Genomic DNA, 26561 nt, shown 5'->3' with positions numbered 1-26561 from the left:
AGGGAGAACGGATTTGACAGGGCGGAAGCCCTGTTTCAGATATTGTTTATAATCTCCATTCAGTACCGTGGAGAATCAATCCGCATAATGTCCAGGAACGGCACTTTGGCCGTCAATTCTTCCTCTGTATACTCTACATGCACAAGACGGGTTCGTGAATCCAGCTTCACAATAACCCCATGAACCTGATCTTCCTTGCCCCATACGGTTAACAGCACTTCCGAACGTTCATGAAACGCTTCAACCAGTTGGTTCCCCAGCTCTTCCAGTTCAAACTCATCCCGGGTAGGTCTTTTTGCAACTTTTGCTTTTGCCAATGTAGCGGCCTCCTCTATAGCTAATCCGACGTCCCGAATCCACGGGTTATTTGCCGAGGTCATATTTAATTAGTATACCATTCATTCACCTTCGTGTAATGTCATGTCACCGAAATCAGGCAAAGAATCCATGGATAATAACAAGATTTAAGATGTCAGATAAGTTTTCATATAACAAATTAAATGATTTGCGTTTCGTGCAATGTGTTTTATAATTAAAAAATACGAGAGCGGCGTCTGTCGTATCATTATGATGCAGTCAGCGGTGATATATTGAAGAGTTTCCATACGCATAACAGCCATATCCCAACAGAGTACGAATTCAAGCATTCCAAATGGATCAAAAAAATGCTTCGTGCTTATTGGATCGTCGTTCTAACGCATGTTGTCATTCAAATCGGCTGCTTTCTGTTTCTGGATTATGATCGAACTCCGGAAGATTTCATAATCCATGTTTTAGTTTGGCCTACATCAGCCAGCGCTTTAGCCATTCTGGTCGCCAGTTGGGTGGAACGCCGGTTCAGTTCGTTTTCCTTCTACTCCATGTCCATGGCGAGCACGGTGATTGCCTGGACCATCATTCATGTCAATTACGATATTCGCATTATACTGGCCATATGTCTTTTGCCAATCTTTGCTTCGGTTCTGTTCTTCAACAAAAAAAGGGTATGGGCGGTATGCCTCATGCAGATGATTGGCTATGTCATCGTACTCTGCGACCCGTCCTATCGACTGTACTTATCTTCGTTTGATATGGTTTCCATTCCGGCTTTCCTCATTGTAGGTACATATGTTGCGCAACTCATTGTTATTAGCGGGGTCGAGGTACTGGATGATCTTCAGGCCAGTATGCTTGCCAAGCAGGATCTGATTGTACGAAACGCAATTATGAGCAAGCAATCCAAGACAGACGGGTTAACCAATCTGTATAATCAAAGCTCCTTTAAGGACTACTATGAAAAAGCGTTTGAGTATGCCAAGAATGGCATGAGTCTTCATTTGGCATTGATTGATATTGACAATTTCAAGTCCATTAATGATACATATGGTCATCGGGTTGGAGACGTCATTCTGGAGAGGGTATCTCTGGTCATTCAGGAGAACGTCACATCAAGCGATATTGCTGCGCGTTATGGCGGCGAGGAATTTGCACTGCTGATGTTCGAACAGACATTTGAGCAGGCATATGCATTGGTGGAGCAGATCCGTAAGAAAATCGCCCGTCTTGTTCATCCGGAGCTGGAAGGAGCTTATATTACGGTAAGTGTCGGACTCCAAAGCTACAGCCCCCATCTGTCCAAGGACAAATTGTTTGAAGAAGTGGACGCGTGCCTGTATACCGCCAAACGGACAGGGAAAAATAAAACGATAACATCCCTTGAATCGTCTATAATCGTTGAAGAAAAAAATTAAAAAAGTTGTGCTGCTCACCGAACGCCGGTGTAACAGCACAACTTTTCTTTATTAGTCTTTATAAAGCTTTAGGGTTACTCCACCCATTCCCAGCGATGTGTATTTTGCTCCAGCTTCGGGTGGAGCTTAGCGGGCTCTCCATCAATAATCAGACGTACTTCCTTAATCCAATCTTTGAACGAGTCAAAGGATGCGAACTGATTTGCCATCTCCACCGTGAGATACAGGAAATGGGGAGCGGGGTATTCTTCTGCCATATGGCGCAGAGCTGCTTCGATCGGCGTATACTTCTTACGCTTGCCTTCCCAGCCCTCGACCCGTACGCGGGAGGATGCATGCTCCCTTCTCCAGTCATGAAGGCGGTCTTCCCTTTTGTAAAAGGGCTGCACCCCCTCCTTGCTCATTCGCTTCATCGTATTCTCATGCAGAGGATAAAGCACAAGCTGCACAAAAGCACGTGTATCCGCAATAGCAGTGGCCCGTTCAAGCTGTTCATCCGTTACGTGCTCAAATGAATCATAAAAAATCAGGGTGCCTTTCCGGGTAGCTGGGGGCGGTTCATAGCCATAGGGTACATTGGTATATTTTCCAGACATCTCATCGCTCCTTGCCTGTCTTCTGATCAGTTACCTTATACTCTATAGTATATTATCCTTTAGCTGTGTTCTTCAATTCTGGATAGAATGTCATTCTATTTTTGCCCGCACGCTTGGATTCATACAGCGCCTCATCTGCCATGCGAATAATTTCACTCGGATTGCGACTGTTTGCAGGATATTCGGCGCCTCCAATGCTGCATCCAATATGAATCCGCTCATATTCGATAATAAACGGCTTATTCAGGTTCTGTATGATATCTTCAGCATAGGTGCGTGCTTCTTCTCTTGGATTAACTCCCACAGTTCGGAGAACAATAAGGAATTCATCTCCGCCGAGCCTTACCGTGATCCCCTTGTCCTGACTAAGACTGGTCAAACGCTGAGCGACTTTTTGCAGCAGAATGTCCCCGGTCTGATGTCCAAGCGTATCATTCACGCTCTTGAATCCATCCAGATCCAGATAAAGGAACGTTAACGTATGATGTTCACTTTCCCTCTCCAAAGATTCTTCCAAATAGAGTTCGAGTGCTGTCCGATTCGGCAGTCCGGTCAGTTGGTCATAATGCGCCAGATTCTGCATGACAACCAGCTCCGAATCTTTATTCGTTAGTGAAGTCAGCATATCCCCCAACGAACGCGATAGCACTTCGATTTCCCTAAAGCCTCGATTTTCCGGAATCTGCACTTGCTCTCCAGCACCCAGTCGATTCGCTACTTGAGTCAGCCGTGCAATAGGAGCCGAGATCTGGCGGGAGATCAGCCAGCCAATCAGTGCAAACAGCACCGTAACCAAGAGTCCTGCCCACACATTAAACCAGAGCATGTCGGTCACGGAAGAAAATGCCGTTGACTTGAGCTGACGAATAACCACCGTCCATCCTAGACCGGGATAGTCCAGGTGCCCCTGACTGGTCGCAAACCCTGTAACATATTCTTTCCCATCCGGCCACTGTTCTATGGACCAGATGCTTTTATTCAGTCTCGCCCCTTCAATACCCGATAGCTTCAAAGGACGACCAATCCATTCTTTTGGACCCAGCAGCACCGTATTTTCCTTTTGACTGACAATAAACATCTCGATGTCCTTTTCCTCATGCTTCAACGGTTCCAGGACACTTTCCTCTACTTCCTTCGCCCAGGCCCAGCTTAAATGCGCGGCAAGCACACCGGCAATCTCTCCGTTCTTGTATTTCAATGGAAAGCTGATATCTACAAATTGCAACGGTTCACCGGTTGGGTTGGGAAGCAGCTTCGCCAGAAGGACTGCATCGTGGACATCTCCAATAAACTTACCCTTGATTCCCTCCTGATACACGGGCCGTTCCGATAAATTTTCACCGCGCAATATACCGTCTGTGGATGCCAGCACAATTCCTTTCGGATTCATGAATCCAACCCATGAGAATGTGGGAAAGCTATCATGAAGCTGATTGAGCAGCAGCTGCACTTCGGCAGGCTGGAAACGGTCTTCGAGGGCAATCATTCGGCCCAGAAGATCCAGCTCGCCTGAACGCGACCACATGAAGCGATCCAGATTGTCTGAAGTCTGAGAAGCCGCGCTGGTTAGGGAATGACCAATTTCCGTCTCGATAGCAATGGATGATTTTTGACTGAGAATATAACCGATCGTGAGTGTAACCAGCAAGGATAACACAGCGAAGGTCATCGTGAGAACCGTTTTAAGCTTGAATGACATAACTTCCTCCAATAAACGGTGAATACATCTTGCTTTTTCAACATTGGCCATGCTGTAAAGAACATCCGGATGCCACCTATTCGTTTTTATCTTTATCGGAAATCATGTCTTTTTTTATTATACATGTCCATACAATGTTGGATGGATATTCGCACCGTGTTTCTTCCATTCAAAGAATAGTCACGATTCTGTATATACATACTTGGGTTATGAATATAGAGAGCAAGCATGCTCGTATGAGCCAAGCGAGCACTGTTTGTCACAACGAAGAGCATTCGAAATTCAGTCATTGGGGGTGTAATGTTGAGCCTGCTTCATGTTGCTGTGATTCTGCCTTTTGCCGCTGGTGTTGTACTTGCCATGCTGCATCGTTTCTTCCGTAAAATACATATGGGATGGCTGGTTTTACTTGTCCCGGCCCTATTATTTGTTTATTTTGCGAGTCTCTTACCCGCCGTGTCCCAGCGAAATATGGTATCCGGGTATATCCCCTGGATTCCGTCACTGGACATTGGATTCAATCTATATCTGGATGGTCTAAGTTTGCTGCTGACACTGTTAATTACCGGAATAGGAACTCTGGTGGTCCTGTATTCCATCTTCTACATGGATACTAAAGAAGCCTTGAACCGCTTCTATCTGTACCTGCTGATGTTTATGGGAGCCATGCTTGGTGTGGTGCTGTCAGATAATATGATTGTGTTGTACGGATTCTGGGAGTTGACCAGTATTACGTCCTTTCTCCTGATCGCCTTTCATTACAAACGCGAAGCGTCCACCTCAGGTGCACAAAAATCGTTTCTTATTACCGTATTTGGCGGATTCGCCATGCTTGCCGGTTTCATGCTGATGTATCTTATGACTGGCACGTTCAGCATCCGGGCAACCATTACAGAGTGGGGGCAGATACAGGATAGTTCACTATTCTTGCCAGCTCTTGTGCTGATTCTGGTCGGGGCGTTTACGAAATCCGCACAGTTCCCGTTCCACATCTGGCTGCCAGACGCCATGGAAGCTCCAACTCCCGTCAGCGCCTATCTGCATTCGGCTACGATGGTTAAGGCGGGACTGTATGTTGTCGCCCGGTTTACACCGATTTTCGGTGGACAGGGGTTGTGGTTCTGGCTTGTCACCGGCGTTGGACTGCTCACCCTGTGTTATGGATCTTTCCTCGCCGTGAAAAAAAATGATCTTAAAGCGATTCTGGCCTATTCTACAATTTCACAGCTTGGTCTAATCATGTCCCTACTCGGCGTTGGCTCAGCGGCCATCTATTTCGGATATGGCGAATCCTCCGCGATGTACACGGTTGCCATTACGGCAGCTTTGCTTCATCTGTTCAACCACGCTACCTTCAAGGCGGCACTGTTCATGGTCGTTGGGATTGTGGATCATGAAACAGGTACGCGGGATATAAGGAAACTCGGCGGTCTTGCTTCGTTTATGCCAGTGACCTTTACGGTAGCGCTCGTCGGAGCACTCGCCATGGCCGGAATTCCGCCGTTCAACGGATTTCTGAGCAAGGAGCTGTTCTTCCAAGCCATGGTGGAGGTGACACACCTCCGCATCTTTGGACTCGGTTCATGGAGTGTACTCTTGCCTGTGTTCGCCTGGCTCGCAAGTGTGTTCACTTTGATCTATGCGCTTATTATTGTATTCAAAACGTTCCTTGGACGAACTCGCAGCGAGATTCCTGCTGAGAAGCAGCATGAAGCTCCTGTCGGCATGCTGATTCCTCCGGTTATTCTTGGAATACTCGTTATCACCTTCGGTCTATTCCCGAATCTGCTGGCTGAATCATTGATTGAACCGGCGATGGCCGCAGTACTTCCATCTCTGCTGAACGGACAAGAGCACTTTGATGTTCATTTCTCCCTATGGCATGGCATTACTCCTGAATTGATTATGACTATCGGTGTAATTGCCCTCGGCATAACCATGTACAAACTGCTGCCGCGCTGGAAAACGATTTATGAGCACTATCCGCAAGGCTTAACGATAAACAATATGTACCATGTCGTGCTCGATAATCTTCAGCATTATGCACGCAAATGGACGGAAGCCTATATGAATGGCTCGGTTCGTAATTATCTGGTATACATTTTCTCGTTCACCGTTGCATTGCTGGTTTATGCCTTTTTCCGCTCAGGGGAAAATATCACCTGGAACTTCAAGGGGAATGCCCCCTTCTCTTTCTATGAAGCAGTACTGCTGCTGGCATTAATTGCCGCTGCGGTTTCGATTCCGTTTGCCAAGAACAGACTATCGGCAGTCATTATGACAGGCGCGGTTGGTTACCTCGTCACTTTGCTGTTCGTGCTGTTCCGAGCACCGGATCTCGCATTGACCCAGATGATTGTAGAGACGGTATCCGTTGCACTATTTCTGCTTTGTTTCTACCATCTGCCTGAGCTGCAACGGGGCAAATCAAGCCGACGTTATCTTAGTGTGAATATGATCGTTGCGATTGCTGTTGGGGTCGTCATGACCTTTGTGGCCTTGGCAGCGAGCGGAACTGCGTCACTGGAAAGCATTTCAGACTTTTTCATTCAGGAGAGCTACCATCTGGCTGGCGGCAAAAATGTCGTCAATGTGCTGCTGGTGGACTTCCGAGGATTCGATACCTTATTGGAGATTATGGTGCTTGGGGTAGCTTCATTGTCCATCTATTCCATGATTAATCTCAATCTCGAAGCGAGGGACCTCGGCGCAAGACTGAAATTCCGCAAGAAAGAACAAACTGAAGAAACCGATAATGAGACGGGTGACGAAGCAGACAATACGAAAAAGTATGGCAACCGTGAACGCACCTCGTCAACATGGGATACCGTCCCCCTTCAAAGCAACGATGTATTGCTGCAAACGACGACCAAAGTTGTTGTCTTTATCATTCTGACCTTCGCGCTCCATCTGTTCTTCGCCGGACATCATAACCCAGGTGGAGGCTTCATTGGCGGCCTGGTGACGGCTGCTGCACTGGTATTACTGGCGCTGGCATTTAGTACGGATACCGTACGCAAAGCTTTACCTATCGATTTTCGCACCTTGACGGCCATTGGCTTGGGCATTGCGTTATTGACCGGAGCAGGCTCGTTTTTGTTCGGCGTACCCTTCCTGAGTCAGACCTTTGGTTATTTCGATCTTCCAATACTGGGAGAAACGGAACTAGCAACCGCGATGCTGTTTGACCTCGGCGTGTATCTTGCCGTCCTGGGAGTCACCATGAATATCATTCTACAGATCGGGGAGGATCGCTGATATGGAAATATTGATGTGTGTGGCCGTTGGCATTCTGTTCGCAGTCGCCGTCTTTTTAATCTTATCGCGGAGCCTGCTCCGTATCGTGCTCGGTATGTCCATACTAACCCATGGGGTGCATCTGCTGCTGATTACGATGTCACGTCTCAAAACAGGTGCACCACCACTGCTCGGGGAGCAGGCTGAACGGTACGTCGATCCACTCCCCCAGGCTCTGATTTTAACATCCATTGTCATTAATTTCGGACTAACCGCCTTTTTCTTTGTACTCTCCTATCGCTCCTATTTGAAGCTAAAGACAGACGATATGGAAGAAGTAAGGGGGCGTCCTTATGAATAATCTCGTTGTTCTGCCCATTCTGCTGCCACTGATTACCGGGGTTATTGCCCTTCTGTTCTTCCGACGGACAAATATCCAGCGGGTTGTAAGTGTTATTGGCCTTTTGATGACGGCAGCCGCTTCAACCGTGCTCATTACCCAAGTGGCACAGTCCGGGATACAAACACTGAACATGGGAGGCTGGGAACCACCCTACGGTATCGTACTTGTTGCCGATATGGTATCGGCCTTGCTCGTCGTTGCCGCTTCGATCATTGGGTTCGCATGTCTGCTCTATGCCTTTCGCAGCGTGAATAAGGAACGGGAAGAACATCATTTTTACCCGTTCTTTCATTTCCTGATAGCAGGCGTGAACGGTTCATTCCTAACGGGAGACCTGTTTAACCTGTTTGTATGCTTTGAACTAATGCTCATCTCTTCATATGCACTGATTGTATTGGGGGGTACGGAGAGACAATTACGGGAAACAATCAAGTATGTATTGATTAACATTGTCTCTTCTGCGTTATTTGTAGCCTCTATTGGCTTTCTCTACTCGGTTACCGGCACACTAAACATGGCCGACTTGTCCAATCGGATCGCCGAGGTCGGACAGAGTGGAGTCATCACGCTGATTGCCGTCCTCTTCCTGATCGTATTCAGTATTAAGGCTGGCTTGTTCCTGTTCTTCTGGCTATCCGGCTCGTATGCAGCCCCTCCGGCAGTTGTCACCGCCCTATTCGCTGGATTGCTGACCAAAGTTGGCTTGTACGCTATTGTGCGAACATTCACACTCATTTTCTATCATGATCCGGATTTCTTCCATGCACTTATCGGCTGGATGGCGGGAGCGACCATGGTACTCGGGGTAATCGGGGCTATGTCCTATCGTGACGTCAATAAGATTCTGATCTACAATGTTATCGCAGGTGTGGGATTTGTGGCCTTCGGCATGGCGGCAGCGAGTCGTCCGTCACTGGAAGGTCTGCTCTTCTACATGCTGCATGACATGCTGATCAAAACACTGCTCTTCCTGCTCGGGGGTGCTCTGATCGCGGTCGCAGGAACCTCCAAGCTCGACAATATGGGCGGTCTGATCCATCGCTATCCATTGCTTGGCTGGATGTTCTTCATCAGTGCACTTGCCTTGGCTGGCATTCCGCCTTTCAGTGGATTTCCTGGGAAATTGCTACTGTTCGAAGGCGGATTTCAGGCTGGCTTGTACGGTCTGACAGGCATTGCCGTCCTTTCCAGTCTGCTGATGTTATATTCGGTACTGCGCATCTTCATACAGGCGTTCTGGGGTGAACCGCCAGCAGGCGCAGTGAGAAGACCTTATGCCGTGAACGGCCTGCTCATCCCTGCCGGAATTCTGTTTGTGTTCATCATCGCGATGGGTGTGGGGGCTGAGGGCATGTTCCAGCTGACCTCCCGCGCAGGCGACATTCTGCTGCATCCCAATATTTATATTGATGCAGTATTGAAGGAGTAGATGCGTATGGCCTTTCAGATTGTGTTGAATCTGATCATTGCTTTTGTATGGATGTTTCTGAATAATGCGTGGAATGGCGTTGGCTTTCTCACGGGTTATCTGCTGGGTCTGCTGTTGATTGGGAGCATGCGGCGGTTCTTTCCGCAGCGCTTCTACATCGTTCGTGTCTGGGCAATCATTAAGCTGATTGCCTTGCTGTTCAAGGAGCTGGTACGGGCCAGTATTGAAGTTATACGCCAGATTATGAAGCCGAAGCTTGATATTCGGCCAGGCATATTTACCTATCAGACTCAGCTGTCCTCCGATTGGGAAGTTACACTCCTGTGTCTGCTTATTGCACTAACGCCAGGTTCCCTTCCACTTGAAATTTCGGGCAATCAACGTAAATTATATATTCACGCGCTGGATATTAAAGATCAACAGAAAATGAGTGATGATATCAAAAATACGTTCGAAAAAGCCATTATGGAGGTGACACGTTAATGTTATCCTCACTATTGTTCATATCCTTGCTTATACTGTCCCTGGCAATCCTGGGTTGTCTGTACCGGGTGCTGCGCGGCCCCTCCATGGCCGACCGTATTACGGCACTGGATACCATCGGTATTAATGTCATTGCCATCGTTGCGGTACTATCCATGATGCTTCATACTCAAGCTTATCTGGATATTATTTTGTTAATTGGCATTCTCGCTTTTCTAAGCACAGTTGCATTTGCACGATACATTGAACGGGGGGCGGTATTCAAAAATGAAGGAGATCGTTGATGGAACCGCCGGAATTATCATTGGGCTCATTGTCCTGCTGGGCGCACTACTAAGCGCATTTAGCGCGTTCGGACTGATCCGACTGCCAGATGTATATCTACGGGCGCATGCCGCCACCAAAAGCACTACACTCGGCGTACTTTGTGTACTGAGCGGAACGTTTCTTTTCTTCTGGTATTTCGACAACTATATTAGTGCCCGGGTATTGCTTGGCATTGTGTTTGTCTTTATCACAGCACCGGTAGCCGGACATCTGAACGGACGGGCTGCCTATCGAACCGATGTCCCCCTATGGGAACAGAGTGTGCAGGATGAACTTGAACCACTCTTGAAAGGTAAAAAGGTCAACCATGAAGCCAAGGACATGATGGAATAGTCGCTTGGTTCATAATCAAATGCCCCCGGGACATGCCACACATGATGTGGCCGTCCCGGGGGTATTTGGATTGTATGAGACTCAGCTTAGTCCAATCCATATTCGTGGAGCAGAAGTAAACTATATTTTACCGGTTCAGAATCCATCGAGACCCTGTCTTCTCAGATCAGCAGCAACGATTCGTGCAAGCTGGGCAGCACCATCCCGATTCGGATGCAGCGTGTCTCCTGTCATGTACAAGGCCAGTGTTGCAGCCGGTCCAATGGAAGTGAAATAGGCCGAACTGAGTTTGTTCAGATCTACAAGTGCCACACCCTCTTCCTGAGCCAGTGCACGTGTAGATGCATTGTACCAGCGACTCTCAGCAGTATGCACATTGGCTGAATTGAAATCAGTTGCCCGACCCTGAGGCGTTGATAAAATAACGGTGGCTCCTTTATTTTTGGCCTGACGAACCATATCACGCATGATCTCCTTGAACTCCGCTTCCGTTGTATTATTCTTGGCATTCGTATCATTAATCCCTAATTGCAAAATAAAGTAATCTCCTGGCTTAATATACTTCAGAATCGCTTCCATCTGTCCATCATCGCGGAAGCCTCTTGCAAATTGACCGCTTGAGGCCATATTCCGAACCTGAAATGTACTCGTATTCACGTAGGAAGGGAATAGCTGTCCCCAGCCACCCTGCACACTGCTGTTAAGCGGATAGTAATTACAGACCGTCGAATCGCCTCCAATATAGATCGTACGGTTCGTCACCGTCTGATTCGATATTTTTCGGATTTCAAGTGCGCTGAGTGTAAATGCCGTGCCTTCCTTACCTTCTGTTACCAACAGATTTAACTGTCCATCCGTCACCGGAATTTGAAATTGATCGGTCGCCCCGTTACCCGTCATATTGATGATCTGATATACACCTTCTGCCGCCACACTCGATCTGGCTGTATTGCCCAGAACCACTTTGACCTCGTAAAGGCCATTGGACAGATCCACATTAAACGTATTCGTACTCTTCGTGCCAAAGGTAACAAACTGTACGGCATCGCTTGCAGCGCCCGTTCCGGAGGCAGTTACATTTCGCATATTGGCAGGTGTATTGAATCCATAGCCTTTCGCTGAAGTGTAGGCATCCGTTGCCGATACACCTGTGTAACCGCTCTCAACTGCACCCGCACCAAAATCAAATGTGTACTCATTCGCTGCAGCTTCAGCGACCTGTCCGCCATTAGCTGCCAGAGCACCCCCAATCAGACTAGCAAACAGGGTAAGGCAGAGCAAATACCGCACGGATTTTGACCATTTCATGACTAAACACTCCTCTCAGGATTCTATTTGTATAATTTCCTTATAGAACGTAATCAAGCCAATCATAGGCTTTCGCTCCGCTAATTTCATGTCCACCTGTAAAAAAATCCGCATCCAGCCATTTCTGTGCGCCCGCCTGCTCATAGATTTTGGTCAATCGGGCATAAGCTTCTTTTGCTGTTGGCAGCGGAAATACCTGATCTTCACTTCCGGCTTCAATAAACAGCGGCCTGGGTGCGATCAGACCGATGATATCCGGCAGCTCTGCTTCCCTCAAAATTCCTGGGATATAATTATCGAGGCAATGATTTCTGTCCAGTATGCTGCCCTGAAATGTATTGGCGTAACCGCTCACAACAGCCGCACGACACCGTTCATCCAACGCAGCAGTGAATGCCGTCACGAGTCCACCACCAGAGATGCCCATACTGCCGATACGCGCTGAGGCAGCTTCAGGACGGGTGGTTATGTAATCAAGCACACGCATCGTCTCATAGATTCGATGTCCGGCCAGGGTCTGCCCTGTCATGAGCAGATGAGCCGCAATTTTGGTACAGGAGCTTGCCCCTGGGGGTGCATCCCGATCCTCCTCCAGCCTTCGGTCACCAAATCCAAGCAATTCAGGCGCAGCAACCACATATCCACGCTGTGCAAGAGCGACGGCGAAGTCTTTATGCAGGCCGGGCTCTTCACTACGCGGTGAACCGTCGGGTTCCATACCGCAGATCTCCCGGCTGCCATATCCGTGTCCATGACAAGCTATAATAGCTGGACGCGGCTCTGTCGTAGCGCTTACCACATTCGGTATCAACATGTAGATGGGCATGCGCAATCCCGCATAGGTTGTAATCTCAACCTGCTCCCGGATATAGCCGTCACATGCCGTGCGTTCCAACAGTACGGGATTCAGCTCCGCAGCCACGGTTGGGAAACCACCCAGCCGCTCTTTAATCCGTGTGCGCAACTGACTGCGCCATGGGTCAAGGGCTTGACCTGCCTGATAAGCGGAACGTCCGCGCGGGCTTGTTTGTTTTTGCAGATAGGATTCAATATCCGACATACCGTACTTCCTCCTGTCCATTCAAATAGTATATAAATTATTTATCTCCACTTCTTCAGGTTATTTCTGTCCTCTCCGTTCCCGTGTAAATGTTTTGTTCAATTTAAATAGATGTATTATTTTAAAATTTATGTTGGACTTGTCCAGTCTATTATAAATCACCGTACAGCCCGTGAATTGAACATTATTGCCTGTTTTGGGCTTGAATTCACACTATTTTGATAAAAAAAAAAGATATCCTCGCATACCTGAACTTCAGGCTCCGAGAACATCCTTCTTGATCTGGCCTTTTATTCCCTGAACCCAGGTAGCCACCAGTTCCATCTGCCCATCAGTTTCATGAGCGCAGGTACCAGTACCAAACGGATAAGGGTAACATCAATGAATACCGCTGCCGTAATTCCGATTCCCAGCTGTTTTACACCCGCCACGTCAGCAAAGGCAAACGGCACGGTCACTGCCAGCAGAATCGCTGCCGCCGATGTAATCAGACGTCCGGTTGAAGCGAGTCCTTGCTGTACAGCCAGATCACTATCGCCTGTTCGTCTGTATACCTCCTGGATGCGGGACAGCATGAATACGCCATAGTCCATTGAAATACCAAATACGAGCCCGGCAATGAACACGGGAATCATGATCGCAATGGCGGACGGTTCCATACCCAAATGTCCCTGATTGAAGACCAGTACGAGGACGCCGAATGAAGCAGCCAGGCTGAGCAGGTTCATCAGGATAGCTTTGATGGGAATGAGTAATGACCGGAATGCTGCGAGCAATACGAGATAATTCGTTACTATAACAAACACCAGCACTTTGGGCAGTTGGCCTGAAACTTCTTGCATGATTTCATACTGCTTGACTGCTTCTCCGCCATAACGCAGCGGTATTGAGGAAATGGGGTTAGCAGCGTCCTTGTCCCTCATCTGATCGAGCCAGGTAGCAGCTTCATCTGAGCCGGGTGATCCGTGTATGGTAGCTACCATACGAATGGAATAGTCAGAAACATATAAACGCAGCCATGAAGGCTGCTGAGATTGGGTTTCGTTCAGCGCTTCAGGCAGAGATGACGATAGAATGTTCATTGTTAATTGGGTTTGGGAGGAGAACTTGTCCGGCAGCATGATTCCCCATGCGGATTCAATACTCATCACATTCGAATCCTGCTGAAGCTCTCGCATTTTATTCAACGCAACCCGCCAGTGGGAAGCACTCAACGGCTCTGCCGTTCCACCAATCACAATCTCTACAGCAGAGACGTTCTTTTGTCCAAAAATGCGCTGTAACTGCTCCGTCGCTTGACGTGACTCCATCCTGGCAGGCAGGGATGAAGCATCTGGAATAGCCAGCTCCAGCCGGGTAACCGGTAAAACAAAAAGAAGCAGCGCAGCCGTTCCAAGCAGCGCCATGCGAACTGGGCGTTTCATAATCATGCCTGACCAGACTGCCCAAATTGAACGTGACTGCAACGTTTGTTGGTGCTTAACCTGCTTTGAAGAAATGGAATACTCGAACTTTTGTCTAAAGATGTGCAATGTATTTAGGGATAGAATCGCTGGCAGTAGTGTTATATTCAGCAGGACCGATATAACGAGCACAATAATGGCTCCCAGGGATACACTCAGGAACATCGGCAGTCTAATCCATAGCAGACCGAGTAGTCCCAGCAGCACACATGCCGCAGAAAAGAATACCGCTCTTCCCGCTGTACGCAGTGTTCTCTGCAGGACTTCCTCTTTTCCTGCACCTGCTTCTTCACTTTTCTGACCTTGCTGAAGTTCCTCCCTATATCTGCTGAGAATAATCAGGGCAAAGTCGATGCTGAGGGCCATTCCCACCATTGGAATCACGTTGATCACAAAGTTGGAGAGCGCCAGGTGGTAACCCAGGAGGGAAGTAACCCCCATTGCCGTTATGACACCGGATACCCCCATAATGACAGCAAGCAGAGCCGCATAAAGCCCTCTGAACGCAAAACACAAAATGACGATAGCAAGCGGCAGACCCACAACCTCTGCCCGTTCCAAATCGCGGAAACTGAGACGGTTTACATCCTGCTGTACAACAGATTTCCCTGTTATTCGGATCATTCCCAAATCGTCTGTTGTAAGCAAGGATTGCAGCTGTTCCAGGGGTGGACCCATCTTGTGAGAGGGTACATCAAACCCTAGCAAGGCGTAGGCTGCATCCCCCCGCAGCATCTGGCTTCCAGGTGCTTCAAGCGGAGAGATTATGGACGTTACACCTGAAAGTGTGCGAACCTGTTGCAGTCGATCTTGAATCCAGCCTCGGAATTCGGCAAGGGTAGTGCCTGTCTTTTTTTCAAAAAGAAGAATAACCGGATCAGCAGGAACATGGAACTCTTTCTCAAGAACAAGCTCTACAGCATGAGCATCTCCCTGGTTGAAGTTCAATCCATGATCCTGAACATTACCGGGCAATCTCCACGCCCAGACGGCTGACATCCCGATGACAAACACCCAGCAGAGAATGATGAATCGCGGATATCGGCTAATGAGGACAGCAAGGCTGCGATAACCCATACCCAAGCTCCTCTGACATCAGATTGGTAATTCAGTTTCTTTTCAGATCACGCTTTGATTCACGGGCTCTCTTACTTCAACGGATGCAGGAACATAAGTAAAAGGAAGCAATTCCGCTGTGAGTCCCGGTCCAAAAGCAAGCGCAATTCCGCTGGAAGGCTCTTCCCTTATGCTATAATCCTCTCGGATGGCTTGTAAAACAAATAAAATTGTCACGGAGGATAGATTTCCATAATCCCGTAAAATGCTTCGGCTGTATTCGACCTGTTCATCCGAGAGCTGGTAAAGCTTCTGCACCGCATCCACGATGCCTCTGCCTCCGGGGTGAATCGCCCAGATCTCAGGTAGATCGCTGCCGTCCAGCAATTGTTCCACTTCTGGACCAAGATGCAAGCCGAGCAGCTTGGGAATCTGTGGCGAGAGATATAGATCAAAGCCCGTATTGCCCACTTCCCAGATCATCTCTTCCGAACAGTCTGGCAGCAAAACGGATTGTCCGTCCCCCAGTCGGAACAGTTCCTTACGCCCTGTTTCGGACAGGCCGACAACACAGGCCGAAGCCCCATCCCCAAAGAAGGACGCTGCGAACAGGTCATCCCGCTTGGCAGAGGGCTGAAAATGAAGGGTGCACAGCTCCACACATACAATCAGAACCGTTGCATCTTTTTCACTCGTCACAATCGAATTCGCCAACTGTATAGCTTTCAGACCGGCGGCACATCCCTGAAATACAAGCGGAATCCGGTTTACACGCGGTGATAGTTCAAGCTGCTGAATCAGCCGAACGTCGAGACCGGGCAGAAACTGTCCGGTACAACTGACGGTAATGAGATGTGTAATCTCCGAAGTTGAGACGACGGCATCCTCAAGTGCCTGACGTGCTGCCTTGATACCAAGCGGAACGGCAGCCGCCTTATATTTAGTCATACGTTCGGCTGTGGTCGGAACGTTCTCCGCCTGGGTAAAGGGCAGATAACGACAAGACTCTACAGGCTCCAGCAGGTTCGGTTCACATGTATAACGTGTCTCGACACCACACTGGTTGAAAATTCGCTTAGCCCATCGTCTGGAATCCGGCTCATGCTCCAGCGCTTGTGCGAGCCGGGCAGACACATCCTTTTGCTCAATGCGGTGACTAGGCAATGCCGTTCCTATTCCCATGATACTTGCGGCTACTGTTCCATCAAGTTGGTTCATCGGCTCCAACCCCCTTATATATAAAATAGGTTCATGTCACATGTGCAGGATATAGTACAAGTCTATTCAGGGCTTGCCCCCTTTATGTTCATGAAACGAGCAAAGGCGGACAACATATGCGAATTACGCATATGTTGTCCGCCTTATTAGACGAAGATTATTATATAGACCTATCCATCTACAGGCTGTTCAGCCTAATCCGATACTACTCCGGGCGGACCACCGTAAATCTCTCGCCAAGTTTGGCATAGTCATTTCCTGCCAGTCTGCTGATTGGTTTCAGCTGGTCCATTAATATATATTTGGTGGCAGGATCATACACGTTCTCACTGAAATGATACTGTACAATGCGAACCAGAAGCAGATCACTCACGGGTTTCCCCTCATCGTTCGAGATCGGAATATGCTGATAGAGTGTGCACTCCATCCGAACAAGCGCTTCCTGTATCCCCGGTACGGACACCACGTTACTTGGCACAGTCGTCAGATTGGTCCGTTCCAGCTCACTTTCGTGGGGCTCCAGCATGGCTGCTGTCTCGTTCATATCCAGAGCGATTGCTTCATCGCAAATATGTACAACCAGTTCTTGCATGGCAAGCACATTGCGTGCCGTATCTTTCATAACCCCTTCCTTGCGAGCAATGGATATGGATAATAGCGGCGGGTCAGAGCTGACTACATTAAAGAAACTGAAGGGCGCTGCATTAATGACGCTGCCATCTTGAGAAAGTGTTGTCACAAATGCGATGGGGCGTGGTACCACCGAACCGCTCATCAATTTATAGTTTTCTCTTCCGGTTAATTCGCGTGGATCTAGTGTAAACATTCAGAATGTCCCCTTCCTTGTCATGAAGCGATACTCATCTCTCAAGAGCTTCTCTTCATTAATATTATATATCGTAAAATGTTGAAATCACAAAAAAACTCCCTGGTGCTCATCGCACCAAGGAGTATAAACATTCACTTCGTATTTGATATCTGTTATTTTACAATACTGTTTTGAATGTCTTCCATAATTTGCAGGTTTGCTTGGACTCCGCTATACAACCAACTGCTCGTGCTTTCAAATTCAAAAACATTTCCGTTTTTCACAGCAGGGATGCTTTGCCAAACTGCATCTTTTAACGCTTCTGCCCCTGTTCCTTTATCACTGTTAACCAGGAATAGATAGTCAACATCCATTTCTGCGATTTTTTCCAGGGAAATCTCAGACCAGTTACCTGTTGCTTTTGCTGATGCTTCCTTCACGACCTCAGGCTCTAACAGTCCAAGTTCGTTGTACATGACTTCACCACTCGAGACATTGTTACTCACAACATAAAACTTGTTATTGAAAAGCCACAATGCCGCTGCAGTCTCCGTACCACCAGTTGCCGAGGTTACTTTTTCTTTGATCTCTTTTGCTTTTGAATCGTAATCATCAAGTGCTTTCTGCGCTTCATCCGATCTGTTCAGAATCTCTCCAATTTTCAAAAGAGCTTGACGCCAATCGTTGTTAATGTCATCACCGAGTACATAAGTTGGAGCGATTTTGTTGTACTGTTCATACTTTTCACCCTCAACTGTACTCTCGCTCCCCATAATAATCAGATCCGGCGAAAAGCTTGCCACTGCTTCGAACGGAAGATCACTTGCAATGCCCGGAATACCGTTCAAGTCTCCTTGAAGATAATCCTGCAATCCGCTACCATTGTTGATAGACCATTGGGCAACTGGCTTAACGCCAAGGGTAACCAGGTTGTCTTCCAGATAGGAAGCGATAATACGCTCGGGATTCGCCGGAATTTTCACTTCGTGGCCCATGGCATCTGTCAGAGTACGTTCTGCCGGAGCTTCTGTCTGTGTCTCTGTCTCCGTTGCAGTATTGTTCCCCCCTGCTGCTGTACCGTTCTCTGCTGGCTTCGATCCGCATGCTGCCAGCCAAATAGACATGATCATTACCGTGATCAGAAGTATGATCATTTTTTTATTTTGTTTAAACACGTGACTATCCCCTTTCGAAATGAACACCTCAATGGATTGAGTTGTTATGACAGACTTAGACGTTTATACATTATTCATGCATATTATACTTGTATGTACTATTGTCCAATTCCATTGACAATGATAATTGTTATCAACGTAGTTGTCAATGCAGTTTTTGTCCGATAAGGCCGAATGCGCATTCATTTGAACGATTCACATTTGGGCGAATGCCGCCATATGCTAATTCCAGAATACGACGACAGGAAGGATGTACGTACATGGATTACCTATATAACACATATTCAGGTTATGGAGAAGATCGCTCCTATCAGCTCCCTCCTTTGTTTCCAGGTAGCTCTCCAGGCGGTCAGCCCGTGCCAGGTATTCCGGGAGGACCGGGTTCTTCCCCCCCTTACACTCCAGGCGGAGGCACAGGCGGTCAACCTCCCTACTTTCCTGGGGGCGTACCTGGCACGGCGCCGGGTGTTCCTGCTCAGCTGTCACAGGGCAATCTGCCCACCTTGCTTAGCGCCTATCCTCGCCCAGTAGGTCAACCCCCTTCAGAGATGGTCTTCCTATATAACCTGATCAAAAGCAGTCCCGGCCTTCTACCACTATTCATCCACCAACAACCACAGAATCTGACCCAGGCCGTGCAGTTTGCCCAATCCGGAGTAGCAACGCCTCGTGATCCCGAGCAACGTGTACTGCAAAATTTCTGTTACAACCGTTGGTCTCTTGTATTTACGTACAATGACGTATACTTAATGTGGCCTTCCACCAATCTGTTCGGTTTTGTCATCGGTTACTTCTATCCTTTTCTGACTCCAGGTATCCTTCTCAATACACAAATTTTGTTTGCTCTTTGCTAAACCCGTTCAGACATAGAAGAAGCGCCCCAGCTGAAGGACAGAACCTTCCACTTGGAGCGCTTTTTTGCCAAAGCAACAACACAATACTTTTTACACCAGTCGCTGTTTATCCTGACGTCTACCACTCTTGCCTACCATTACAACGTAAATTAGCAACGCGCCAAGATCCGCGCAAGCGATAACAATACCCATCGGCACAGCTGTACCTTCTCCTCCCAGACCTACGAGCGGAGCGACAATGCCGCCGAAGAGAAACGTCATTACCCCAATAAGAGCAGAAGCACTGCCTGCCGATTTCTCCTGATTAGCCATCGCCAGGGCGAAGGAAGCCGTATTAACCAATCCCACACTGGATACCACGAGGAATAAAGGAATCAGGACTGCAATCAGATTGCCTCCAGCCAGAATGGCAATGAGCAAAGATGTTCCTCCCAGTGCAGCAGTGAGCAGCCCTGCGATCAACAGACGGGTTTCGGATACTTTACCTGCAAGTCTCCCGGCGATCTGACTTGCCAATATGATGCCCAGACCGTTAATGGCGAAGCAGACACTGAACATCTGCGGGGAGATGCCATATATTTTCTGAAGTACGAATGGCGAACCGGATATGTAGGCAAACATGCCAGCAGCTAGGAACCCTTGGGTTAAAGCATATCCCATGAACTGGCGATCCCCCGCAATTTTGCGGAATGTAACCAGGGTCTGCTTCAGCCCTCCGCTGGATCTGCGTTCTGGAGGAAGGGTCTCTCCAAGACCAACCACCACAGCAATTAAAGTCAAAATACCGATAATACTCAGCAAAATAAATACGCCGCGCCACGATGTATACGCGAGCAATTGTCCACCGATAATCGGTGCAGCTATCGGTGCGACGCCATTAATCAGCATTAAGAGCGAGAAGAAACGTGTCAGCTCCGGTCCGGAATACACGTCTCTTACCACCGCTCGCGAGATGACAATTCCCGCCGCTCCCGCTGCACCCTGAATGAAACGAAGCACAACAAAAGAACCCATGGTCGGGCTGACCAGGCAGAGTATGGAAGCGATAGTATAGAGAATAAGACCCGCAATAAGCGGCATACGACGACCGCGCACATCACTTAGAGGTCCAGCCAACAGCTGTCCTGCCGCCAGCCCGACCATACATGCCGTAAGACTGAGCTGGGCATAAGAAGTGGAGGACTGGAATTCATCGGCCAGTGTAGGCAGTGCTGGCAAATACATGTCCAGGGACAGCGGGCCAAAGGCCGACAGTGTCCCCAGAATCAGTGCCATACGTACCCGGGATGTAGAATGGGTGCTTATTGAGGCTGGTGTACTTTTCATATGAATAACATATTCCTTTCCCTGCGGTAGTTCTCTTTTCCTTAGTGTTCTCCGTCTCCCAGCAGCTTGAGCAGGTTGGAAGGTAGTGTGAACTGTTGATTGTTAATGATAATACGACGCAGCTCTTCTTCATCCCGATCGTTCTCGGCATCCTTGATTTCCTGAATCTCCCGGTGCAGCCTCTCCATTTGCTGGTCCAGTGCGTTCGCAGAGTCCGCTGCACTTTTCAGCTCTTTGGTCAAACGCTCGGGAACATCCTTATTGTATTTATAAAAGATTTTATGCTCCAGACTCGCCCAGAAATCCATCGCAATCGTACGAATCTGGATTTCCACACACGCCCGTTCCTCTCCATTAGACATGTAAACAGGCACCTCCACCAGAAGATGAAGGCTTTGGTAGCCGTTTGGCTTCGGATTCTGGATATAATCTTTTACCTCCAGCACACGCAGATCACTTTGGTTGCACAACATATCCTTAATGCGATAAATGTCTGAAATAAAGGAGCAGGTAATGCGTACGCCAGCGATATCCTTAATATTATTCTTGATACTTTCAAAGGTTAACTCATGATTTTTGCGGAACATCTTGTTCATAATGCTCTCAGGTGACTTCAATCTGGATTTCGTATGTTCTATCGGGCTGTAATCATGCAGGGACTGAAATTCTTCCTTCAGCACCTCAATTTTGGTCTCCATTTGATCCAAAGCAAATTTATAGATCATCATAAATCTTGTAATTTCGTATTTGAATTTCTTGAATTGATCAATCGGATGTGGAGCGTTCATCATGGTTTTCTTCCTTTCTTCGTGCACACTAAAGTTAGTTTTATGAATAAGAGGACATCGGTCAATCCACATGTCTCCTGAACCATTATAAATCATATGGAGCCAATAAACGAATTTCTCGCAATGAATTGTCGTTGCTGACTGGAAGGTATGGGAACCTCGTTTAGGCGCATCCTAAAGAAGGATCATTATCCATTGGCATCCCATTTCCGATGAAAGAGGTCGATCTCCCTGCTCTATCATGTGACGTATTCGTCCGATGCGCTCCGGGTAAAAGGCTATTTAGGCCTGCCGGACGGTTGCCCCCTCCCCGCCTTTTTACCATATGAAAACGACAATACCAGCTCTGCCCTTTCAGGCTTCGCCTTATCGCAACAATCCATGCAAGTACAACAGCTCACAAGCCGCTATCCTCCTGCAAAACAACACACCTTGGTCAGCAATGGTGCACGTTGGCCGGTTCTGATCTATTGTCGCGGCGGGCTGGGCAACTATGGTGGGGTAAATACTGCTTGGCTGGAGCAATTTGTCCATAAAGGTTATATCGTCTTTGCTCCATCCTATCGTGGCAATGAGGGTGGCGAAGGGCATGACGAGTATGGCGGTCGAGATGCCGAAGACGTGCATGCCGCTTACCGGATCGTTCAGGAGTGGCCCTTTGCCGATACGAAGCGAATTTCAATGATGGGATTTTCTCGTGGAGCCATTAATGCCGTACATACAGCAACGACCTACAATGAAGGGCCTGGGCAGATACATAAACTGGTGCTTTGGAGCGGTGTCGCCGATGTGGAACGCACCTATCATGAACGAACCGACTTGAGACGTACATTGAAAAGAGTGCTTGGCGGTTCGCCACGTTCCGTTCCGGAAGCTTACCTCGCCCGTTCTCCCTTGTCGAAGGCACACAAACTTCACTGTCCTGTGCTGATCATGCATGGCACGTCGGATACACAGGTGAATTACAGTCATGGAACCCGGATGTATCATTGGCTGAAACGCAGAGGCGTGAGCGTTACGTTTCACGCTTATGGGGGACAGGATCATCGTTTTCACGAGAAGGTGCATGAGGCGGCGGTGAACAATATGTTTGACTGGCTTGCCGCACCTTAGCTTCAAGCTAGAGACGATTTAAACATGTTTGCTGATATGGGAAGTTTGCATTGCATCATGAACTTCATTTTGAAGGATCATGCGTTGTGGATGTATACTGGAGGGGTTACGTTTTTTGGAAAGGACGGATAATCATGAAACAAAATACCCTCCAAAAGTACGCGATGCTGCTGCTGTGCCTGTCTGCCGGAATGGTCGATGTGATCGGATACCTAGGACTGGGGCATGTGCTTACAGCCAATATGACGGGCAATATTGTGCTGCTGGGGATTGCGATTGCTCGTACTCAGGAATTTGTTGTGCTGCGTGCACTGCTTGCCCTCATTGGTTTTATTGCCGGAAATGCCATAGCGGCACATATGATCGGACGGGTGCAGACGAAAAATGGCTGGTCTTCCCGGGTTACAACGGTGTTCACTGTAGAAAGTATATTGCTTCTGCTCTTTGCCATCACGATGATCAGTCCTTATTCGGAACAATTGTCCTATATGCTAATTGCCATCCTGGCCGCGGCTATGGGGATGCAAACGACTGCTGCGCGCCGCATTGGGATTGCCGGTATCTCAACAACCGTGCTCACCAACAATCTGGCCGCCGTGGTTGAAGATGCAGTAAGCATTCTTCAGCGGCTGAGACATGCCAATATTCGCTCACTGGTCAGAGCACTGTCAGCAGATGCGCACCTTCGCGCAGGCGCCGTGGTGATCTATTTGGGCGGCGTTATTCTAGCTGCGATTCTATTCCACCACGTACCTATGACGGCGGTCTGGATCCCTGTTCTCATCGTTGGTGGAGTCACCCTATACGCCCGTTTATACTCCAGGAGAACTGCCAAAACAGCGACAGATGACATGCAAAGCTAGCTCTTATCCGATTATTCTATTATTTTACTACATTAATGATGCTTCCTGTCTGATGAGTTCAACCAGATGCTGTGCGGCGGGAGATAACACTTCCCCAGCTCGTGTACATACGGCTACCGTGTTTTTCAACTGCACACCTCGAACGAATACACGTGCCAGCTTGCCTTCTTGGACATCTTCCTTTACGACCAGAGAAGAAATAAAGTTGGCTCCATACCCTGCTTTTACCGCACTGATCGTTTCGTTCAATCCATTAAACTGAAGCGCAATGCGGGGAGCGGCCAGGTTGTTTGTTGTGCAAAGAGAAACCAGACGCTCCCGTGTAGCGCTGCCCTCTTCGCGCATGATGAAGGGCTCCGCTACCATCTCCTGAAGCTCAATTTCTTTTCCCGCGTAAGGATGATCAGGATGGACAACAAACCACATTTCATCTTCAAACAATTCGTCCCAATGAACACCAGAATGTGTAATGCCACTTCCACCATACACCGCAATCTCGGCCTCATAACGCAGCAGTTGGTCAAAAGCCATCCGGGTATTTGTTGTACTCACTACCAGCTCCACATCATCGTGCATCTGCTTGAAACGGGCAATCCAGCCCGGCAGCAGAAAATTCGAGGGCAAATAGGTTGCGGTAAGACGAATCAGCCCTTTTTTGCCCGCCCGAAAATCCTCTACAAAGTTCTCGACATCCTGTTCCAGCATGAACAGACGTTCCGCATAACCTGTTAATTGTGTTCCTGCATCGGTAAGGACCAGTCTTCTCCCCTCCGAAGCGAATAATTGAATGCCCAGTTCTCGCTCAAATTTCTTCACCTGGGAGGATACCGCTGGCTGGCTAATGTTGAGTTCTTCTGCTGCACGCGTAACTCCGCCAAATCTAACGATGGCATGAAACAATCGTAATCCGTGCAAATTCAAGCCTTACACCTCCTTCACTTGAAATATATAATCTAAGGTTATATTAACATACATAATATATATTTTATTTATATATCTGTTCACTTTATAGTTGAAGTATGAAATCCAATACATGCAATCGGAAAGGAACAGATGACGATGAACAATCTGAATGTATCTGCTCAACAGCAAACCTGGAGTCAAGTCGACGACTATTTGAACGCCTTATTAATTCCCTCAGATTCCCTTCTGGAGCAGGCTCTAAGTACAAATACAGAAGCCGGCTTGCCCGCCCATGATGTAACGCCCAATCAAGGGAAACTCCTTCAGCTCCTGCTTCAAATACAAGGCGCAACACGTGTGCTCGAAATCGGGACACTTGGCGGATACAGTACGATCTGGATGGCAAGGGCCCTTCCCGAACACGGACGCATCGTTACACTGGAGGCTGAGCCACACCATGCAGATATGGCACGAACCAATCTTACGCGTGCAGGACTTATGCACAAGGTTGATCTTCGAGTAGGTCCGGCTCTGACTACTCTTCCCGACGTTCAGGAAGAATACAGGGAGCCCTTTGATTTTATCTTCATTGATGCTGACAAACCAAGTAATCCTGATTATTTGAGATGGGCGCTGCGCCTGGCTCGCCCGGGAAGTCTGATCATTGGTGACAACATCGTCAGGGACGGTGAAGTTATCAATGCAGACAGTACGGACCGCAGAGTTATGGGCGTACAATCTTTCCTGAAATTAATTGCGGATAACCCGTGTCTTGAAGCGACAGCACTTCAGACTGTAGGCAGTAAAGGTTATGATGGATTCGTGATTGCCCGTGTGCTGGAGTCTCCTATGACAAAATAAACAATGGTCAATTCTTCCGCAAATCCCCTATTCCTGTTAAACTGAAATTACTGCACAGGCAGACTGGGGGAAACCACTTGAGACTTTTACAACAGATTCAAGCTGAAATTCGGGGCTGGTCCCGCAATATTCAATTGTTTTTTCTGGCAAGTATCTTGTATCAGATCGGAAATGGCATGTTCTCTGTCTTGTACAATCTGTACATTCAGGGTCTCGGCTATAATGATACAATGAACGGCCAGATTGTAAGTATCCAATCACTTGCGACAGCGATTATGTTTGTTCCCATCGGACTATGCGGCGATTTTTTCAGCCGCAAGCGGCTCCTGATTACCGGCGCTTTGTTCAGCGGAATCTTCCTGATTGGCCGTTCCTTCGATTATTCTGCCAGCGGACTGATCTGGTTTGCTGTATTTTCGGGACTTTTCGCTGGCGTATTTCAGGTACTGGCCATTCCTTTCCTCGCTGAGAATGTGAAGAAGAGTCAACGACTAAAGATGTTCAGCTATTATTCCTCCCTCGTGCTTGCTTCTCAGGTCCTTGGCAGCTTGGGTGGTGGCGTGTTTGCAGACTTGCTTCATACGGCAGGACTTGCCAAAGTCACGGGTCTGCAAACCGTATTGTTTGTGGGTGGGGCAGCCACGCTGGTTGCGTTTATCCCGATGTTATTTGTATCCGAGGATAAGAAGGCACCGCAAGCGGATACTCCGGTGCAACCTGTCACTGAATCTGCACCATCTGCAAGTGATGGTAAACAGGGTGTCGTTCATTCTGCGGAACAAGACAGCAAGAACGATACCCTTAGCCAAAAGAAAGATTCCCGTTTGATTGGACAATTTGTCATCACCCAATTATTGATCGGGTTTGGTTCCGGACTGGTTGTTCCTTATCTCAATCTGTATTTTACCAACCGTTTTTCGGTGTCTTTAAGTGCCATGAGTCTGCTAATTTCATTGGGTCAGATCATGACCATTGTATCGATGCTGATTGGACCTACACTTGCGGCCAAGGTGGGAAGTGTTCGGGCTGTCGTCATCTTCCAGGTCATGTCGCTGCCCTTCCTGCTGTTGACCGGCTTCACGAATCTGCTGCTCATCGCTTCGGTGAGTTTCCTATTCAGACAAGCACTGATGAATGCGGCCAATCCGATTCAATCCGCCATTCTGGTGGACCGAGTATCGGATAAACGCCGTGGAATCGCCAATTCTCTGATGCAGACTGCCTTTATGATTGGATGGGCCACCATGGGACCTGTTCAATCCTATCTTGTGACCACTTATGGCACATACTGGGGTTATGCAATCACGTTCAGCATTACAGGCAGTTTATACGTGATTTCATCGCTAATGTACTATATGATGTTCAAAGAACCGAAGCCTTCTGCCCGTGTAATTGCGGCGAACAGATAAATGACAACATCTCAGCAGGATAGCGGGATCGACCTGCTATCTTGTTCTGCTTCGTAATGAGCCAATCACCGTTCAAGGATCAATCATTGTATCTTATCATCAGGAGTGATCTTACATGT

At 48.1% G+C, this 26561-nt stretch carries 24 protein-coding genes; 12 read left to right on the top strand and 12 right to left on the bottom strand.

Annotated features, from left to right (window positions below):
• Positions 1-59: 59 nt before the first annotated feature.
• Positions 60-317, bottom strand: coding sequence for a YolD-like family protein (locus P5G61_RS19175; protein WP_024631886.1), 258 nt, complete (start codon positions 315-317; stop codon positions 60-62).
• Positions 318-665: 348 nt separating this feature from the next.
• Between P5G61_RS19175 and P5G61_RS19170 the strand changes: the two genes are divergently transcribed.
• A complete protein-coding gene (locus P5G61_RS19170; RefSeq protein WP_301247973.1) occupies positions 666-1730 on the top strand; it encodes a GGDEF domain-containing protein in 1065 nt (354 codons plus the stop codon).
• Positions 1731-1804: 74 nt separating this feature from the next.
• On the opposite strand, the gene P5G61_RS19165 is transcribed toward P5G61_RS19170, so the two are convergent.
• Both P5G61_RS19165 and P5G61_RS19160 read right to left on the bottom strand, forming a co-directional pair.
• Positions 1805-2326 carry a hypothetical protein gene (locus P5G61_RS19165; protein ID WP_301247972.1) on the bottom strand — a complete coding sequence of 174 codons (522 nt, stop codon included), beginning with the start codon at positions 2324-2326 and terminating at the stop codon, positions 1805-1807.
• 52 nt (positions 2327-2378) lie between these two features.
• Positions 2379-4025, bottom strand: a complete 1647-nt coding sequence (locus tag P5G61_RS19160) for a diguanylate cyclase domain-containing protein (protein ID WP_301247971.1) — start codon at positions 4023-4025, stop codon at positions 2379-2381.
• Positions 4026-4328: 303 nt separating this feature from the next.
• On the opposite strand from P5G61_RS19160, the gene P5G61_RS19155 reads away from it, so the two are divergent.
• From P5G61_RS19155 to mnhG, 6 genes are read left to right on the top strand one after another with little or no spacing between them, the layout of a single operon-like run.
• Complete coding sequence (locus P5G61_RS19155) at positions 4329-7283, top strand: Na+/H+ antiporter subunit A (protein WP_301247970.1); 2955 nt, start codon at positions 4329-4331, stop codon at positions 7281-7283.
• Position 7284: 1 nt separating this feature from the next.
• Positions 7285-7623 (top strand): Na(+)/H(+) antiporter subunit C, encoded by a 339-nt coding sequence (locus tag P5G61_RS19150; RefSeq protein WP_024631879.1) that lies wholly within the window; start codon positions 7285-7287, stop codon positions 7621-7623.
• Positions 7616-9094: a Na+/H+ antiporter subunit D gene (locus tag P5G61_RS19145; RefSeq protein ID WP_285076718.1), complete on the top strand. Its 1479-nt coding sequence runs from the start codon at positions 7616-7618 to the stop codon at positions 9092-9094. The genes P5G61_RS19150 and P5G61_RS19145 overlap by 8 nt, the downstream gene beginning before the upstream one ends.
• A gap of 6 nt (positions 9095-9100) precedes the next feature.
• Positions 9101-9577, top strand: a complete 477-nt coding sequence (locus P5G61_RS19140; protein ID WP_079344219.1) for a Na+/H+ antiporter subunit E — start codon at positions 9101-9103, stop codon at positions 9575-9577.
• Positions 9577-9861, top strand: a complete 285-nt coding sequence (locus tag P5G61_RS19135) for a Na(+)/H(+) antiporter subunit F1 (RefSeq protein ID WP_053782045.1) — start codon at positions 9577-9579, stop codon at positions 9859-9861. The genes P5G61_RS19140 and P5G61_RS19135 overlap by 1 nt, the downstream gene beginning before the upstream one ends.
• Positions 9845-10237 (top strand): monovalent cation/H(+) antiporter subunit G, encoded by a 393-nt coding sequence (gene mnhG, locus P5G61_RS19130; RefSeq protein ID WP_079344218.1) that lies wholly within the window; start codon positions 9845-9847, stop codon positions 10235-10237. Before P5G61_RS19135 ends, mnhG begins: the two co-directional genes overlap by 17 nt.
• A gap of 135 nt (positions 10238-10372) precedes the next feature.
• On the opposite strand, the gene P5G61_RS19125 is transcribed toward mnhG, so the two are convergent.
• From P5G61_RS19125 to P5G61_RS19100, 6 genes are all read right to left on the bottom strand, one after another.
• A complete protein-coding gene (locus tag P5G61_RS19125) occupies positions 10373-11545 on the bottom strand; it encodes a rhamnogalacturonan acetylesterase (RefSeq protein WP_301247969.1) in 1173 nt (390 codons plus the stop codon).
• Positions 11546-11585: 40 nt separating this feature from the next.
• The gene (locus tag P5G61_RS19120) at positions 11586-12605 is read right to left on the bottom strand and encodes an alpha/beta hydrolase family protein (RefSeq protein WP_301247967.1); all 1020 of its coding nucleotides are present in this window, start codon (positions 12603-12605) and stop codon (positions 11586-11588) included.
• Between the two features lie 290 nt (positions 12606-12895).
• Positions 12896-15145, bottom strand: coding sequence for an MMPL family transporter (locus P5G61_RS19115; RefSeq protein WP_301247966.1), 2250 nt, complete (start codon positions 15143-15145; stop codon positions 12896-12898).
• Positions 15146-15187: 42 nt separating this feature from the next.
• The gene (locus P5G61_RS19110; RefSeq protein ID WP_301247965.1) at positions 15188-16342 is read right to left on the bottom strand and encodes a type III polyketide synthase; all 1155 of its coding nucleotides are present in this window, start codon (positions 16340-16342) and stop codon (positions 15188-15190) included.
• 205 nt (positions 16343-16547) lie between these two features.
• A complete protein-coding gene (locus P5G61_RS19105) occupies positions 16548-17168 on the bottom strand; it encodes a flavin reductase family protein (RefSeq protein ID WP_024631870.1) in 621 nt (206 codons plus the stop codon).
• Positions 17169-17323: 155 nt separating this feature from the next.
• Entirely contained in the window at positions 17324-18325 is a 1002-nt protein-coding gene (locus P5G61_RS19100; RefSeq protein WP_301247964.1) for an iron-hydroxamate ABC transporter substrate-binding protein, read from the bottom strand.
• Between the two features lie 260 nt (positions 18326-18585).
• Between P5G61_RS19100 and P5G61_RS19095 the strand changes: the two genes are divergently transcribed.
• On the top strand, positions 18586-19179 hold the full coding sequence (locus tag P5G61_RS19095; RefSeq protein WP_301247963.1) for a hypothetical protein: 594 nt from the start codon (positions 18586-18588) through the stop codon (positions 19177-19179).
• Positions 19180-19269: 90 nt separating this feature from the next.
• Here P5G61_RS19095 and P5G61_RS19090 read toward each other — a convergent pair whose 3' ends face one another.
• Together P5G61_RS19090 and P5G61_RS19085 are read right to left on the bottom strand one after the other, a co-directional pair.
• Positions 19270-20505 carry a multidrug effflux MFS transporter gene (locus P5G61_RS19090; protein ID WP_301247962.1) on the bottom strand — a complete coding sequence of 412 codons (1236 nt, stop codon included), beginning with the start codon at positions 20503-20505 and terminating at the stop codon, positions 19270-19272.
• 41 nt (positions 20506-20546) lie between these two features.
• Entirely contained in the window at positions 20547-21293 is a 747-nt protein-coding gene (locus P5G61_RS19085; protein WP_024631866.1) for a GTP pyrophosphokinase, read from the bottom strand.
• A 243-nt stretch (positions 21294-21536) separates the two neighbouring features.
• On the opposite strand from P5G61_RS19085, the gene P5G61_RS19080 reads away from it, so the two are divergent.
• The gene (locus tag P5G61_RS19080; RefSeq protein WP_301247961.1) at positions 21537-22406 is read left to right on the top strand and encodes an alpha/beta hydrolase family protein; all 870 of its coding nucleotides are present in this window, start codon (positions 21537-21539) and stop codon (positions 22404-22406) included.
• 134 nt (positions 22407-22540) lie between these two features.
• Positions 22541-23269, top strand: a complete 729-nt coding sequence (locus tag P5G61_RS19075; protein ID WP_301247960.1) for a YoaK family protein — start codon at positions 22541-22543, stop codon at positions 23267-23269.
• A gap of 27 nt (positions 23270-23296) precedes the next feature.
• On the opposite strand, the gene P5G61_RS19070 is transcribed toward P5G61_RS19075, so the two are convergent.
• Entirely contained in the window at positions 23297-24190 is an 894-nt protein-coding gene (locus P5G61_RS19070; protein ID WP_301247959.1) for a LysR family transcriptional regulator, read from the bottom strand.
• A 138-nt stretch (positions 24191-24328) separates the two neighbouring features.
• On the opposite strand from P5G61_RS19070, the gene P5G61_RS19065 reads away from it, so the two are divergent.
• Together P5G61_RS19065 and P5G61_RS19060 are read left to right on the top strand one after the other, a co-directional pair.
• The gene (locus P5G61_RS19065) at positions 24329-25033 is read left to right on the top strand and encodes an O-methyltransferase (RefSeq protein ID WP_435874226.1); all 705 of its coding nucleotides are present in this window, start codon (positions 24329-24331) and stop codon (positions 25031-25033) included.
• Between the two features lie 77 nt (positions 25034-25110).
• Positions 25111-26442: an MFS transporter gene (locus tag P5G61_RS19060; RefSeq protein WP_301247957.1), complete on the top strand. Its 1332-nt coding sequence runs from the start codon at positions 25111-25113 to the stop codon at positions 26440-26442.
• Positions 26443-26561: the final 119 nt, after the last annotated feature.

The sequence above is a fragment of the Paenibacillus vandeheii genome, from assembly GCF_030433635.1.
Lineage (GTDB): Bacteria > Bacillota > Bacilli > Paenibacillales > Paenibacillaceae > Paenibacillus > Paenibacillus vandeheii.
Note: the sequence above shows the minus strand (reverse complement) of the source record. Positions and strands in the feature narration are given on the sequence as shown.

Bases quoted from the DNA above. Each gene is read 5' to 3' on its own strand.
- P5G61_RS19170 (WP_301247973.1), top strand. From the start codon at position 666: ATGCTTCGTGCTTATTGGATCGTCGTTCTAACGCATGTTGTCATTCAA.
- P5G61_RS19165 (WP_301247972.1), bottom strand. From the start codon at position 2,326: ATGTCTGGAAAATATACCAATGTACCCTATGGCTATGAACCGCCCCCA.
- P5G61_RS19160 (WP_301247971.1), bottom strand. From the start codon at position 4,025: ATGTCATTCAAGCTTAAAACGGTTCTCACGATGACCTTCGCTGTGTTA.
- P5G61_RS19150 (WP_024631879.1), top strand. From the start codon at position 7,285: ATGGAAATATTGATGTGTGTGGCCGTTGGCATTCTGTTCGCAGTCGCC.
- P5G61_RS19145 (WP_285076718.1), top strand. From the start codon at position 7,616: ATGAATAATCTCGTTGTTCTGCCCATTCTGCTGCCACTGATTACCGGG.
- P5G61_RS19140 (WP_079344219.1), top strand. From the start codon at position 9,101: ATGGCCTTTCAGATTGTGTTGAATCTGATCATTGCTTTTGTATGGATG.
- P5G61_RS19135 (WP_053782045.1), top strand. From the start codon at position 9,577: ATGTTATCCTCACTATTGTTCATATCCTTGCTTATACTGTCCCTGGCA.
- mnhG (WP_079344218.1), top strand. From the start codon at position 9,845: ATGAAGGAGATCGTTGATGGAACCGCCGGAATTATCATTGGGCTCATT.
- P5G61_RS19125 (WP_301247969.1), bottom strand. From the start codon at position 11,545: ATGAAATGGTCAAAATCCGTGCGGTATTTGCTCTGCCTTACCCTGTTT.
- P5G61_RS19120 (WP_301247967.1), bottom strand. From the start codon at position 12,605: ATGTCGGATATTGAATCCTATCTGCAAAAACAAACAAGCCCGCGCGGA.
- P5G61_RS19115 (WP_301247966.1), bottom strand. From the start codon at position 15,145: ATGGGTTATCGCAGCCTTGCTGTCCTCATTAGCCGATATCCGCGATTC.
- P5G61_RS19110 (WP_301247965.1), bottom strand. From the start codon at position 16,342: ATGAACCAACTTGATGGAACAGTAGCCGCAAGTATCATGGGAATAGGA.
- P5G61_RS19105 (WP_024631870.1), bottom strand. From the start codon at position 17,168: ATGTTTACACTAGATCCACGCGAATTAACCGGAAGAGAAAACTATAAA.
- P5G61_RS19095 (WP_301247963.1), top strand. From the start codon at position 18,586: ATGGATTACCTATATAACACATATTCAGGTTATGGAGAAGATCGCTCC.
- P5G61_RS19090 (WP_301247962.1), bottom strand. From the start codon at position 20,505: ATGAAAAGTACACCAGCCTCAATAAGCACCCATTCTACATCCCGGGTA.
- P5G61_RS19085 (WP_024631866.1), bottom strand. From the start codon at position 21,293: ATGAACGCTCCACATCCGATTGATCAATTCAAGAAATTCAAATACGAA.
- P5G61_RS19075 (WP_301247960.1), top strand. From the start codon at position 22,541: ATGAAACAAAATACCCTCCAAAAGTACGCGATGCTGCTGCTGTGCCTG.
- P5G61_RS19065 (WP_435874226.1), top strand. From the start codon at position 24,329: ATGAACAATCTGAATGTATCTGCTCAACAGCAAACCTGGAGTCAAGTC.